Annotated in this window: 8 protein-coding genes; 3 read left to right on the plus strand and 5 right to left on the minus strand. The window is 74.3% G+C overall.

Features of this window, described 5'->3' with window-relative positions; genetic code table 11:
- The first annotated feature begins 306 nt into the window (after positions 1-306).
- On the plus strand, positions 307-3,126 hold the full coding sequence (locus tag ACZ6KF_RS18695; protein WP_469159046.1) for a glycoside hydrolase family 3 C-terminal domain-containing protein: 2,820 nt from the start codon (positions 307-309) through the stop codon (positions 3,124-3,126).
- Positions 3,127-3,211: 85 nt separating this feature from the next.
- On the opposite strand, the gene ACZ6KF_RS18700 is transcribed toward ACZ6KF_RS18695, so the two are convergent.
- The 3 genes from ACZ6KF_RS18700 to ACZ6KF_RS18710 all read right to left on the minus strand — a co-directional run bounded on the left by ACZ6KF_RS18700 (position 3,212) and on the right by ACZ6KF_RS18710 (position 9,029).
- Positions 3,212-4,657: an aldehyde dehydrogenase family protein gene (locus tag ACZ6KF_RS18700; protein WP_469159045.1), complete on the minus strand. Its 1,446-nt coding sequence runs from the start codon at positions 4,655-4,657 to the stop codon at positions 3,212-3,214.
- A 165-nt stretch (positions 4,658-4,822) separates the two neighbouring features.
- Positions 4,823-6,406, minus strand: coding sequence for a PucR family transcriptional regulator (locus ACZ6KF_RS18705; RefSeq protein WP_469239256.1), 1,584 nt, complete (start codon positions 6,404-6,406; stop codon positions 4,823-4,825).
- Positions 6,407-6,542: 136 nt separating this feature from the next.
- Complete coding sequence (locus tag ACZ6KF_RS18710; RefSeq protein ID WP_469239258.1) at positions 6,543-9,029, minus strand: ATP/GTP-binding protein; 2,487 nt, start codon at positions 9,027-9,029, stop codon at positions 6,543-6,545.
- Positions 9,030-9,331: 302 nt separating this feature from the next.
- On the opposite strand from ACZ6KF_RS18710, the gene gabT reads away from it, so the two are divergent.
- Together gabT and ACZ6KF_RS18720 are read left to right on the plus strand one after the other, a co-directional pair.
- Positions 9,332-10,666, plus strand: a complete 1,335-nt coding sequence (gabT, locus tag ACZ6KF_RS18715) for a 4-aminobutyrate--2-oxoglutarate transaminase (RefSeq protein ID WP_469239260.1) — start codon at positions 9,332-9,334, stop codon at positions 10,664-10,666.
- A 443-nt stretch (positions 10,667-11,109) separates the two neighbouring features.
- Positions 11,110-11,820 (plus strand): phosphatase PAP2 family protein, encoded by a 711-nt coding sequence (locus ACZ6KF_RS18720; protein WP_356629970.1) that lies wholly within the window; start codon positions 11,110-11,112, stop codon positions 11,818-11,820.
- Here the strand turns inward: ACZ6KF_RS18720 and ACZ6KF_RS18725 are convergent.
- Together ACZ6KF_RS18725 and ACZ6KF_RS18730 are read right to left on the minus strand one after the other, a co-directional pair.
- Positions 11,759-13,504, minus strand: coding sequence for a chitinase (locus ACZ6KF_RS18725; protein ID WP_469239414.1), 1,746 nt, complete (start codon positions 13,502-13,504; stop codon positions 11,759-11,761). The genes ACZ6KF_RS18720 and ACZ6KF_RS18725 overlap by 62 nt on opposite strands.
- 150 nt (positions 13,505-13,654) lie before the next feature.
- Complete coding sequence (locus ACZ6KF_RS18730) at positions 13,655-14,143, minus strand: hypothetical protein (protein ID WP_469177224.1); 489 nt, start codon at positions 14,141-14,143, stop codon at positions 13,655-13,657.
- Positions 14,144-14,268: the final 125 nt, after the last annotated feature.

Genomic DNA, 14,268 nt, shown 5'->3' on the forward strand with positions numbered 1-14,268 from the left:
GCGGTGTCTCGTAGTGGAACTGGCTGAGCTGAAGCGGTTCGCGGATCCACGGGCACGGTGCCGGGACCGGCTAGTCGAAGCGCTTCGATGTTGCTGCGAGGTTAAGTGAACACCGGGGGGTGCACAAGGGTCGCTTCCAAGATTCCTCCGGGCTCCGGAGGTTTCGGCCCTGCTCATCTGCGCCTTGCTATGTCGGCGAACTGCCGCAGTTGTTGCGGTGGGATGCCTTGACACCCGAGGGCGCGTCGATCGAGCATCGAAGCGCTTCGAAAGCGCCGCGCCGCTCCATCGCTAGGGGAACCCCACGTGACCGCACACACGCCGCCCGCACCGCCCTTCCGTGACGCGAACCTGCCGTTCGCGAAGCGCATCGACGACCTGCTGTCCCGGCTGTCCCTCGACGAGAAGGTCGCCTTCCTCCACCAGTTCGCGCCCGCCGTGGAACGGCTCGGCGTCGCCGCGTTCCGCACCGGACAGGAGGCACTGCACGGGGTGGCGTGGATGGGCCCGGCCACGGTCTTCCCGCAGGCGGTGGGGCTGGGCGCCACCTGGAACCCGGAACTGGTCCGCCGCGTCGGGGACGCCGTGTCCAAGGAGGTGCGCGCGATGCGGGCCCGCGACGAGCGGGTGGGCCTCAACGTCTGGTCGCCGACGGTGAACCTGCTGCGCCATCCGCTGTGGGGCCGCAACGAGGAGGGCTACTCGGAGGACCCGAGGCTCACCTCGGCCATCGCCACCGCCTACACCCGCGGACTGCGCGGCGACCACCCCGTGTACTGGCGCACCGCGCCGGTCCTCAAGCACTGGCTCGCCCACAACAACGAGACGGACCGGGCCACTTCGTCGGCGTCGGTGCGTCCGCGGGTGCTGCACGAGTACGACCTGCGCGCCTTCCGGGACACGGTCGAGGCGGGCGCGGTGGCCGGGGTCATGCCGGCGTACAACCTGGTCAACGGCCGCCCCAACCACCTCTCGCCGTACCTGGAGGAGCAGCTGCGGACCTGGACGGACGACGACCTGCTCGTCTGCTCGGACGCGGGCGCGCCGACCAACCTGGTCGACCACGAGCACTACTTCGACACCCACGAGGAGGCCACGGCGGCGGCCCTGACCGCCGGCGTCGACAGCTTCACCGACCACGGCACCGACGGCTCGCAGATCACCGCGCGGGTGCACGGCGCCCTGGAGCGGGGCCTGCTGACGGAGGCCGACGTGGACACGGCCGTGCGCCGCCAGTTGTCGGTGCGGTTCCGGCTCGGCGAGTTCGACGGCTACGACGAGGCCGGCGCCTTCGACACCCCCGGACACCGCGCGCTCGCACGGGAGGCGGCCGAGCAGGCGATCGTGCTGCTGCGCAACGACGGCGTCCTGCCGCTCGCCCCCGGGACCCGGATCGCGGTGACCGGGCTGCTCGCCGACGAGTGCAAGCTCGACTGGTACAGCGGCACGCTGATCCACCGCAGCACGCCGCTGGAGGGCCTGCGCGAGCGCTTCGGCGCGCAGAACGTCGTCTTCGCGGAGGGCGTGGACCGCGTCCGCCTGCGCACATCGGCCGGCGCCTTCCTCCATGTGCCGCGGGCCCCGGAGGCCGCCGGCGCGGTACGCGGCGCGGAGGGCGCCCTCGACCCGGCGCTGCTGGCAGGCCGCACGGACCTGCCCCCGCTGACCACCGACGCCGCCGGCACCGAGCTGGCCCTCGTCGACTGGGGCGAGGGCGTCCTCACCCTGCGCGCGCCCGACGGCCGCTACCTGTCCGTCGCCGAGGACGGCTACGTGCGCGCCTCCGCCGACCAGCCGGGTGGCTGGGTCGTCCAGGAGACCTTCCGCCTGGAACCCCATGGCGACGGTCACCTCCTGCGGCACACGGGCACGGGTCGCCATGTCTCAGTGACCGCCGAGGGCGTGAAGGTTGCCGACGAATCCCCGGAGATCTTCGAACTCGTGCACATCGAGCGCGGCGAGGACGCCGTGGCCCGGGCGGCGGCCGGCGCCGACGTGGTCGTGGTGGTCGCGGGCAACGACCCGCACATCAACGGCCGCGAGACCGAGGACCGTACGACCCTGGCCCTGCCCGCGCACCAGGACCGCCTGCTGCGCGCGGCACGCGAGGCGAACCCGCGCACGGTGCTGGTCCTGACCTCCGCCTACCCCTACGCCTTCGACCCGTCCCCGCTCCCGGCCGCCCTGTGGACGGCCCACGGCGGCCAGGCGGCGGGCACGGCCCTGGCCCGCGTCCTGGCGGGCGACGTCTCCCCCGCCGGCCGCCTCCCCCAGACGTGGTACGCCTCGGACGCGGACCTCCCTTCCCTCCTCGACTACGACGTGATCGGCAGCCGCCAGACGTACCTGTACTTCGAGGGGGCCCCGTTGTTCCCCTTCGGCCACGGCCTGTCGTACGCGCAGTTCGCCTACGCCGGCCTGACGGCGAGGGTCACGGACACGACGGTCGAGGTCTCCTTCACGGTCACCAACACGGGCGACGTGACCGCCGACGAGGTCCCGCAGCTGTACGCCCGCGCGGCACAGCCGTCGGCGCCGCGCCCGCGCCGGGAACTGCTGGCCCACGACCGGGTGACCCTGTCCCCCGGCCGGACCACGACCCTGTCCTACGAAATCCCCCTGTCGGCCCTGGAGTTCTGGGACGTGTCCCGCTCGTCCTGGCGCCTGGACCCCGGCCCGTACGACCTCCTCGTGGGGGCCTCCAGCGAGGACGTCCGCCTCCGCACGACGATCACCCTCACCGGCACCCCGGCGACCCCGCGCCCGCTCGTCGAACGGGGCCTGTCCGCGGCCGACTTCGACGACCACACCGGCGCGGAGCTGGTCGACCGCACGAAGAGGTCGGGCGACGCGGTGACCCCGGCGGGCGCGGGGCCGGCCGAACTGGTCTACCGGGCCTGCGACTTCGGCACGGGGGTGACGGGCGTGACGTTCGAGGTGGCGGGCGCGGGCACGGTCGAACTGTCCCTGGACGGCGGGGAACCCGTGGTCACGGTGAGCACGCCCGCCTCGGACCCGTACGCCTACACGACCGTGTCGGCGCCGCTCACCGCCGAGGGCGTGCACGACGTCCGGGTCGGGCTGGGCGGGGAGGTGCGGCTGGCGCGGGTGGAGGTCTCCCGCTGAGCCTGCGGAGGACGTCTTCCCCTGACACGCCGATGGCCGGAGCCCCCGCACAGTGGGCTCCGGCCGTCGGGCCGAGGGGTGTCGGTCAGAGGGCGAGGCCCGTCAGGACCAGGACCCGCTCGTAGGTGTAGTCCTCCATGGCGAAGCGGACGCCCTCGCGGCCGACGCCGGACTGCTTGGCGCCGCCGTACGGCATCTGGTCGGCGCGGTAGGAGGGCACGTCGCCGATGACCACGCCGCCGACCTCCAGGGCGCGGTGGGCGCGGAAGGCGGCCTGCAGGTCGTGGGTGAACACGCCGGCCTGCAGACCGTACTTGGAGGCGTTGACGGCGGCGAACGCCTCGGCCTCGCCGTCGACCCTCTGCACCGTGAGGACCGGGCCGAAGACCTCCTCGCAGGCCAGGGTGGTGCTCGCGGGGACGTCGGTGAGGACGGTGGGCGCGTAGGAGGCGGCCTCGCGCTTGCCGCCGGTGAGGAGCTTCGCGCCCGCGGCGACGGCCTCGTCGACCCACGCCTCGACGCGCTGGGCGGCGGCCTCGCTGACCAGCGGGCCGACGTCGGTGGCGTCGTCGGACGGGTCGCCGGTGACCTGGGCCTCGACGGCGGCGACGATGCGGGGCAGGAGACGGTCGTAGACCGACGCGTCGGCGATCACGCGCTGCACGGAGATGCAGGACTGGCCGCCCTGGTAGTTCGAGAAGGTCGCGATGCGGTGCGCGGCCCGGTCGAGGTCCTCGTCGCTCGCCCAGTCCGCGAGGACGACGGCCGCGCCGTTGCCGCCCAGCTCCAGGGTGCAGTGCTTGCGCGGCACCGAGTCCATGATCGCGTAGCCGACCTTCTCGGAGCCGGTGAAGGAGACGACCGGCAGGCGCTCGTCCTGGACCAGGGCGGGCATGCGGTCGTTCGGGACCGGGAGGATCGACCAGGAGCCGGCCGGCAGCTCGGTCTCGGCCAGCAGCTCGCCGAGGACCAGGGCGGACAGCGGGGTCGCCGGGGCGGGCTTGAGGACGATCGGGGCGCCGGCGGCGATGGCCGGGGCGACCTTGTGGGCGCACAGATTGAGCGGGAAGTTGAACGGCGCGATGCCGAGGACGACGCCCTTCGGGAAGCGCCGGGTGAGGGCGAGCCGGCCCTGGCCGCCGAGGTCGGTGTCGAGGCGCTGGGCCTCGCCGCCGTTGAAGCGCCGGGCCTCCTCGGCGGCGAAGCGGAACACGGACACCGCGCGGCCGACCTCGCCGCGGGCCCACTTGACCGGCTTGCCGTTCTCGGCGGAGATCAGCCGCGCGATCTCCTCGGTGCGCTCGGCGAGCCGCCGGCTGACGTGGTCCAGTGCGGCGGCGCGGACGTGGGCCGGGGTGGCGGCGAACTCGTCCAGCACGGCGTACGCGGCGGCCACGGCCTCCTCGACCTGGGCGTCGGTCGGCACGCTCACCGTTCCGACGAGCCGGCCGTCCCACGGGGAGGTGACGTCGAAGCTGTCCTCGCCGGTGGCCTGGCGTCCGGCGAGCCAGAAGGCGTGGGTGGAGGTCATGGTCGAAGCCCGTGCCCTTCCGCGTTGGGTGTTCCTGTGCTGCTCTGTCGGGTCAACCGTAGGGCGCGGGGCGCGAAGGGTCGCTTGTCCGATGCGTAGCAGTGCGGGCGGGGGATGCGCCGTATTGGCCCAGTCGCGGGACGTAGCGGCAGGGGGGGCCACCGGCTACTGCTCGGCCGACGTCGCCTTCAGCGCCAGCCACAGTTCCATCCGGACGTCCGGGTCGTCCAGGGAGCGGCCCAGGATCTCCTCCACGCGCCGCATCCGGTAGCGCAGGGTGTGGCGGTGGACGCCCAGGTCGGCGGCCGCGGCGTCCCACTGGCCGTGCCGGGACAGCCAGGCGCGCAGGGAGGCGACCAGGTCGCCGCGGCCGGTGGCGTCGTGGTCGTGCAGCGCCCGCAGCAGGCCGTCCGCGAAGGCGCGTACGGCGTCGTCCGCGAGGAGCGGCAGCACGGAGCCGGCCGCCAGATGTTCGTGCTCCACCAGCACGCGGCCCCTGCGGCGGGCGACCGACAGCGCCTGGACCGCCTGTCTGTACGCGGACCCGGCGGCGATCGGCCCGGCCGGCGCCGACAGGCCCACGACCAGGCCGTCCTCCTCGCCGCCGCCCGTGCCCTCGCCCGTCGCCCGGCCCACCTCCAGCCCGGCCGCGTACTCCCCGCACGCCTCGATCACCGCGCCCCCGTCCGTCGCCAGCACCACCAGGCGCTCGCCGCCGCTCTCCGGCACCGCGAGCACCGCCTCCCCCGACCGGGCCGCCGCCGTCTCCACCGCCTCGGCCAGCCCGGCGAGCCCGGCGGCCCCCGACGCGCACTCGGCGACGACGATCCGGAAGGGCGCGTCCAGCAGGTCGCCGTACAGGCCGCCGGCCACCGTGCGGGCGTGGTCCGGTTCGCCCGCCAGCAGCATCCGCAGCACGGCGGCGCCGATCCGCTGCTCGGCGGCGTGCAGGGAGCGGGAGCGTTCCGTCGTCAGGGTGAGCAGGGCGATGGCGGAGTGCACGGCGTAGCGTTCGGCGGTGCCGAGGGCGGCGGCGGTGCCGACGGCGAGGGCCGCGCGCGGACGGCGGCCGGTGCCGAGGGTGTGCAGTTCCACCCGGTCGTCCCGGTCCGGCACGCCCACCACGGAGCTGGCCGGCGCGGGCCGCTCCCGCAGCCGTTCGACGTCGGACGTCAGGCGCGCGGCACGGCGGCCGGCCCACTCCGGCGCGGCGGCGACGACGGCGCCCGAGGCGTCGTACAGCGCCGTCCACCCGTCGACCTGCGCGGCGAGCGCCCCGAGCAGCCCTTCGGGGCCGTCGTTCAGCGCCTGCCTGGTCAGTTCCCGCTGGGCGGCGAACCCGTCCGTCACCGCCCGGTACTGGTCGGCGGCGATCGCGGCCGACACCGCCTTGGTGATGGCGAGGAACGGGGTGCGGCGGGGCACCTCCAGCAGCGGCAGTCCCTCGCGCTCCGCCGCGCCGACCAGGGCCTGCGGGATCTCGTCGTAGTTGACGCCGACCGCGAACCCGAGGCCGACCACGCCCGCCCCGGCCAGCCGCTTCACGTACCGGCGCATCGCCTCCGGGTCCTCCGCGTCCAGTTTCAGCGCGGTGATCAGCAGCAGCTCGCCGCCCTCCATGTAGGGCACGGGATCGGCCAGCTCACTGACGTGGGCCCAGCGCACGGGCACGTCCAGGCGGTCCCCGCCGGCCCGCACGGTCAGTTTGAGCGCGGGGTGGTGGACGAGTGAGGCGAGCGTGGGGGGCATGGGACCTTCAGGTCGAGGGGGTGATCTTTTGGCCGCCGCGTATGAACGACCTGTGTCGATTCTGCCTCACCGTACGGTCCCGGGTTCCGGACGAGGACTCACGACGGCCGGGAACCGCCCTCCCCGCCCCGGGCCCTCAATCCCGCAGATCCACCAGCAACGGCGGCGCGTGCTCGCCGCCGACCGTCGTCAGGGACAGCACCGCGTGCCCCGGCGGCACCTCGTGGGCGAGCTGGGAGGCGGACCAGCGCTCCCGCTCGACCTGCCGGACGGTCACCGCCTCCGTGGTGACCGCCTTGCCGGTGACCATCTTGCGCAGGGCGTGGATGGCCCGGGTCATGGGCTGGTCGGCGAACACGGTGTGATGGGCCACCTCTTCGGTCTCGACCCACTCCTTGCCCCACGCCTCGGCGAACCGGCTGCCGTCCCAGGTCGTGACGCCGGACAGCGCCATCCGGCAGCCGACCGCCGCGTAGAGCGGCCCGTGCAGCGGCTCGGGCACGTCGGCGACCGTGCGCAGCGCGAGCACGACCCCGGCGTTGCGGGACCGCAGCCGCTGGACGCGCCGCACGGACTCGGCGGTGACCGCGCCGGTCGCGTCGTCGAGGACGAGGCAGGCGAAGTGCTCCCGCTCCTCCTCCCGCACGACGGCCGAGAACTGCGCCAGCACCAGCCGGGTGATCAGCCGGGACGCCTCCTCGTGCCCGTGCTCGGGGACGTCGATCCGCACCCGCAGCGGATGGTGGGCGACGGCCCGCAGCGAGAACGGCCGGATCCCGTCGCCACCCGCGCCGAAGAAGCCCGCGAAGGCCGGCCGGTCCAGGGTGGCGAGCCGGTCGGCGAGCGCCGGACCGGGGTCGCCGGGGGTGTCCGTCTGGCGGATACGCGCTTCCAGTTCCCTGGCCATGGCGACGTGCCGCCCGCCTCCCAGCGCCTCGCGCACCGCGCCCACCACCGCCGGGTCGCCCTCCAGCAGCCGGCGCAGGACGGTGAGGGGCGGAAAGCCGCCGAACGCCGCCCGGTAGGGGCCGAGGAGCTGCGCCAGCGCCGTGGCCGCCCGCTGGACGCCCACGGACTCCAGGTCTCCCGCCAGCGCCTCGGCGAGGAACCCGGCCGCCTCGTCGGGGTCGACGGAGCCGGCGTACGGGTCGAGGTCGTACGACGAGGCCGCGTTGCCGAGGCGTACGACGATGTCGAAGGCCGCGTCGGGGCCGACCGGCGCCCCGGCGGCGCACACCGCGACGACGGCGCAGCCGCCGGTCAGGGCCTGCAGGGCGAGGGACTCCACGACCGGCGCGACGACCCGGCGGGTCTTGCCGGACCCGGACGGCCCCACGACGAGCAGGGAGGTGCCGAGCGTCTCCGGTTCCAGGGCGGCGCCCGCGTTCCGGTAGTCGAGCGGCGTGCGCTCGGCGGGCGTCCAGCGTCCGATGCGCACCTGTCCGGCGAGCAGGTCGTGCCGGGCGGCGCGGACGGGGAGGTCGCGGGCGCCGGAGGGGTGGACCAGCGCGGCGCCGCCCTGGCGCAGCACGGCGTCCGTGAAGGCGGCGGCCCGGCCGAGGCCCCGGGCGCGCCGCCAGGCCCGGTCGAGCCGGGCGCAGTCGACGTCGTTCGTCCGGCCGCCCAGCGTCTCGGCGGTGAGGACGTCCGCCGCGTCGGACGCGCCGGCCTCGCGCAACGCGGGCCAGTGGGATCGGGGGGTCTCGACGGCCGGCGGGGGCTCGTCGGACGCCGTGCGGCGGCGGGCGGCGAGCCAGGTGCGCGCGAGCTGCGGCCAGCCCCCGATCCGGGCGAAGGGCCACAGGACGAGAAGGGTGATGACGGCGTAGAGCGCGTCGGTGGTCCAGGGCGAGGTGAAAACCTCGTAACCGCCCGTGACCAGGACGACGAGGGAGAAGATCGGCGCGACCACGGGGAGGGCGTCCCAGCCGACGCCCGGGAAGGCGCTCGGGAAGACGAAACTCAGCGTGGCGAGCGCGCCGAGGGCCGCGAGCAGGGCGCGCGCGGGCTGCTCACGCCGGGCGACGACGTGGCGCACGATGTCGGACCAGCTGCCGAGCCGGCCCATGGCGTACAGCAGCACCCCGAAGAAGAGGCCGTCGTAGACCACCTTGGCCTCCGCGCCCTCCAGGCCCTTGGGCGAGGCCAGTGAGCCGCCCCACCACCAGTCGTCCGGGGTGAACACGCGCAGCAGGGTCCACTGGAAGGGCACGGCGCCGCGCCGCCACATGGACCACAGCACGAGGGCGAGGACCAGCGGGACCAGTACGCCGACGATGGTGACCGGCGCGAGGCGCTCGGCCGGGCCGTCGTCCCTGGCCGGACGGTGGCCGAAGCGCCAGATCCCCGGCCTGGCCGCCGGGCGCGGCTCGTCGAGCCAGTCGGCGACGGCGGAGCGGGCGGGCGCGGGCTGCTCGGCGCCGGCCGCCGCACCGGGCGGCGACCCCGCGGGCGGACCGGGCGCGGCAGCCGGACGGGGCGGGACGGCCGGGGCGGGCGGCACGGGCGGCACCCCCGCCCCCTCGAACGGCCCAGACGGCCCGAACGGCCCCGGCGGCCCCGCCGGACGCGGCACCGGGTTCGGGTGCGTGCCCCGCGCGTCCTGCGTCCCGTCGCTGTTCATCGCCCTGCCCCCTGGCCAGCCGCTGCGTGCACCGTCAGCGAGTCAATCTAATGCCCCGGCAGGGGGAGTTCACCGAAGACCGACCCCGGCCGCGCCGGATGCCCCGCCGTGTCCCGCGCCCTCACCCCCGCCGCGCCCTTGCCGCAGGCCCGGCTCCGGCCCCGCCTACCCCTCCCGATCTGTCCACCACGGACAACCGCCCCTCCCGAACAACGCCCACATGGAGCATGCCCCCACCCCCGCCCCGCCCCTAGCCTGCGAAGAAAGAAGGCAAGCATCCGCAAAACCCCCAGGAGCCCCGCATGTCCGCACTCCCCCAGGAGCGCCGCGTCGTCACCGCCATCCCCGGCCCGAAGTCGCAGGAACTGCAGGCCCGCCGTGTCGCCGCGGTCGCCCAGGGCGTGGGCTCGGTGCTGCCCGTGTTCACCGCGCGCGCGGGCGGCGGCATCATCGAGGACGTCGACGGCAACCGGCTGATCGACTTCGGTTCCGGCATCGCCGTGACGTCCGTCGGCGCGTCCGCCGAGGCCGTCGTGCGCCGGGCGAGCGCCCAGCTCGCCGACTTCACCCACACCTGCTTCATGGTGACGCCGTACGAGGGCTACGTGGAGGTCGCCGAGGCGCTGGCCGAGCTGACGCCGGGCGACCACGCCAAGAAGTCGGCCCTGTTCAACTCCGGCGCCGAGGCCGTCGAGAACGCCGTCAAGATCGCCCGCGCGTACACCAAGCGGCAGGCGGTCGTCGTCTTCGACCACGGCTACCACGGCCGCACCAACCTCACGATGGCGCTGACGGCGAAGAACATGCCGTACAAGCACGGCTTCGGCCCGTTCGCGCCCGAGGTGTACCGCGTGCCGGTCGCCTACGGCTACCGCTGGCCGACCGGCGCCGAGAACGCCGGTCCGGAGGCCGCCGCGCAGGCCGTCGACCAGATCACCAAGCAGGTCGGCGCGGAGAACGTCGCCGCGATCATCATCGAGCCGGTGCTCGGCGAGGGCGGCTTCATCGAGCCGGCGAAGGGCTTCCTGCCGGCGATCCGGAAGTTCGCCTCCGACCACGGCATCGTCTTCGTCGCCGACGAGATCCAGTCCGGCTTCTGCCGCACCGGCCAGTGGTTCGCCTGCGAGGACGAGGGCATCGTCCCGGACCTGATCACCACCGCGAAGGGCATCGCCGGCGGTCTGCCGCTGGCCGCGGTGACCGGCCGCGCCGAGATCATGGACGCGGCGCACGCGGGCGGCCTGGGCGGCACGTACGGCGGCAACCCGGTCGCCTGCGCCGGCGCGCTCGGCGCGATCGAGACGATGCGAGAGCTGGACCTCAACGCCCGCGCGAAGAGCATCGAGACGGTCATGAAGGCCCGCCTCGGCGCTATGGCCGAGAAGTTCGACCTCATCGGCGACGTGCGGGGCCGCGGCGCGATGATCGCCATCGAGCTGGTCAAGGACCGTATGACCAAGGAGCCCGCGCCGGAGGCCACCGCCGCCCTGGCCAAGGCCTGTCATGCGGAGGGCCTGCTGGTCCTCACCTGCGGCACCTACGGCAACGTGCTGCGCTTCCTGCCCCCGCTGGTGATCGGCGAGGACCTGCTGAACGAGGGTCTCGACATCATCGAGCAGGCGTTCGCGCGCATCTGAGCCGGCCGTCCGCACGTCTGGCGGCCCGCGCGATGAGCGTGTGAAGAAGGTGTGCGGGGTGGATGGCGGGATACCGATCCTGCTGTCCCGCGCCCACCCGCTGTCGTAGGTTCTGACCGATGAGAGATACCGCCCGTGGGAAGCCGCGGGCGACAGGCCGGGGCCTCCCCAGCTTCGACCTGGTCGTGCCTCGCGCACACAAACCGGGGCCTCGCGCCCCGGGTCTCCTCACCGATCGGACGGTCGCCCGCCCCAGACCCCCCGGGGCGCGCGACGTTCCGATTCGGACGCCCGTGATCGGCCCCCCCGATCCCGGCCGTCGAGAAGGGCCGACGCACACCCCCCCTTGCGTCGGCCCTTCGGCCGTTTCCGGGGCCCGGTGCGCGCTGCGGCCCGCGGGGGTACGAGGCCGCACGGGGCGGTCATGCGGTAGGCAGTACCTCATGCCGCGACCCCCCTCGCCCCGACCGCGCCCGGCCGCCCCCGTGCCGCCCTCGCTGTGCCCTCCTTTCCTCCTGTGCCTGACCCTCGGCCTGCTGTTCGGCCTGATCACCTGGCAGGTCGTCGCCGACGGGCCGCTGGTGCGGCTGGACGAGCGGATCAGCCGGGCCGCGGTCCGGCCCGGCCGGGTCTCCGACGCCCTCGCGGACCTGGGCAACGTGGAGGTCGCCGTCCCCGTCCTGGCCGCCGTCGCCGCCTACGCCGCCCGCCGCCGACGGCGGGCGGGCGAGCGGCGCTGGTGGCGGCCGGCGGCCGGCGCGCTCGGGCTGATGGCGCTGGTGCCGGTGCTCGTCGTGCCGGTCAAGGAGCTGACCGACCGTCCCGGGACCCCGGCCGTGCCCCCGGCCACCGGCTACTTCCCCTCCGGCCACACCGCCACCGCCGTCGTCGCCTACGGCTGCGCCGCCCTGCTGGTCCTGCCCTGGCTGCGGCGGGCCCTCGTCCGACGCGCGGTCGTCGCGGGCGGCGCCGTCGTCAACCTGGGCGTCGGGGTCGGGCTGGTCCGGCACGGCTACCACTGGCCGCTGGACGTGGTGGCCAGTTGGTGCCTCGGGGCGGTGCTGCTGACGGTGTTCGCCACCTCGGCCGGAGTCAGCCGAAGTAGCCGTCGAACGTGCGCTGGAACTCCCAGTTCGCGAACCGGTCCCAGTTGATCGACCAGGTCATCAGGCCCCGCAGCGACGGCCAGGTGCCGTGCGTGGCGTACGAGCCGCAGTTGGTCCGCTTCGTCAGGCAGTCGAGGGCCTTGGTGACCTCGCCCGGAGGGACGTACCCGTTGCCCGCGTTCGTGGACGCCGGCATGCCGATGGCGACCTGGTCGGGGCGCAGCGGCGGGAAGACGTTGTTCGCGTCGCCCGCGACCGGGAAGCCGGTGAGGAGCATGTCGGTCATGGCGATGTGGAAGTCGGCGCCGCCCATGGAGTGGTACTGGTTGTCGAGGCCCATGATCGGGCCCGAGTTGTAGTCCTGGACGTGGAGCAGGTCGAGGTCGTCGCGCAGGGCGTGGATGACCGGGAGGTAGGCGCCGGCGCGCGGGTCCTGGCCGCCCCATCGGCCGGTTCCGTAGTACTGGTAGCCGAGTTGGACGAAGAACGTCTCCGGGGCCATCGTCAGGACGAAGTCGTCGCCGTACCGGGCCTGGAGGGTCCTGAGCGCCGAGATCAGGTTGACGATCACCGGGGTCTTCGGGTTCTTGAAGTCGGTGTCGTCGGCGTTGAGGGACAGCGAGTGGCCCTCGAAGTCGATGTCGAGGCCGTCGAGGCCGTACTCGTCGATGATCTTCGAGACGGAGGAGACGAAGGTGTCGCGGGCGGCGGCCGTGGTGAGCTGGACCTGGCCGTTCTGGCCGCCGATCGAGATGAGCACCTTCTTTCCGGCCGCCTGCTTGGCCCGGATCGCGGCCTTGAACTCGGCGTCGCTCTCCACGCCCGGGCACTCGGTCGCCGGGCAGCGCTCGAAGCGGATGTCGCCGGAGGTGACCGAGGTCGGCTCGCCGAAGGCCAGGTCGATGACGTCCCAGCTGTCGGGGACGTCGGCCAGGCGGGTGTAGCCGGAGCCGTTGGCGAAACTGGCGTGGAGGTAGCCGACCAGGGCGTGCGGCGGCAGGTCGGAGGAGCCGCCGCCGGAGCCGGGCGCGGTCGTCGCGGTGACCGTCGCGGACCTGGCGGACTCGCCGGCGTCGTTCACGGCGGCCACCTGGAAGGCGTACGCCGTCGAGGGCGTCAGGCCCGTCACGGTGGCCGAGGTCCCGCTCACCGTCTGGACCTTCGTGCCGTCGCGGTAGACGGCGTACCCCGTCGCGCCCGTGACCGGCGACCAGGACAGGGCGACGCTGGTGGCGGTGACGGTGCCGGTGCGCAGGCCGGCCGACGGGGCGGGCGGCTGTCCGGTCTCGCCGCCGGGGCCGACGAGGGAGATGTCGTCGGCGTGGTAGGCGCCGGTGCCGTACCAGCCGTGGGTGTAGATCGTGACCCGGGTGGTGTTCGGGCCGGTGCGGAAGGTCGTCGTCAACTGCCGCCAGTCGGGGGCCGACTGGGTCCAGGTGGAGACGTCGGTGGTGCCGGTGCCGCTCGCGCCGAGGTAGACGTACGAGCCCCGGACATGGCCGCTGAGCGTGTACTGGGAATCGGGTTTGACGGTCACGGTCTGGGAGCAGCGGGCGTTGTCGCTGCCGGCCGGAGTGGCTTTCAGCGCGGAAGTGCCGCTGCGGACGGGACTGTTGACGGTGGTGCCGGCGGTGCAGGACCAGCCGTCCAGGCCCGCCTCGAATCCGCCGTTCCTGGCGAGGTCGGCGTCGGCCGCACGGGCGGCCGACGACAGCGCGGTCACGCCGGGCATGGTCAGTGCCACGGCGGTGAGGACGGCGAGAGGTCTGAAGCGATCCACGAGTGCCTCCGCGGAGGGGGGAAGGGGCAGGGTGGAGCGCCCACAACTTGGTCCAGACCAATCCCGGTTGTCAAGGGTTGCGGCGGCCGGAGCCGTCCTCCGTCACGCCCGGGGAGCCCCGCCCCCGGACGATCCGCCCTCCGCCCGTCCGCCCTCCGCCAGTCCCGCCGCCGCCTCGTGCATCGCCAGTTCCAGCAGCGCCGGGTCGGTGAGGGTGCCCGAGCCGTCCGGCGGCACCAGCCAGCGCACGCCGCCGGACGGCCGGCCGGGATACGGCACCACGATCCAGGTGCCGCTTCCGGCGGTGCGGACGCCGGTGCCGACCCAGCGCGAGGCGGTGCCCGGCGGCACCAGGAAGCCGACCCGCGCGTCGCCGAAGTCGGCCAGCACGGGCCCGGGTTGGTCGATGATGCGGGTGAGGACGTCGAGCGTGGGGTAGCCCAGCTCGCCGGGCAGGATCAGGACGTCCCAGGCCTTGCCCGCCGGCAGCAGCGCGACCCCGCGGGGGCTGCGCTCCCACTCCCAGCGGCACGCCTCGGGATCCGGCGCCACGGATGCCAGCCACTCGACCGCCGTCTTCGCCCCTGCCATGAGGAGACCTCCCTGTCTCTCGTGTCCGACGCTGGTCGCGTCACGAGGGAGAGGGAGGTCACCGGCGTCCATTACGCGGGTCCGGCTCACTCGTCCGAGTGAGCCGGATCACACGGGCGTGTGCC

The sequence above is a fragment of the Streptomyces sp. NPDC046379 genome (genome assembly GCF_055587785.1).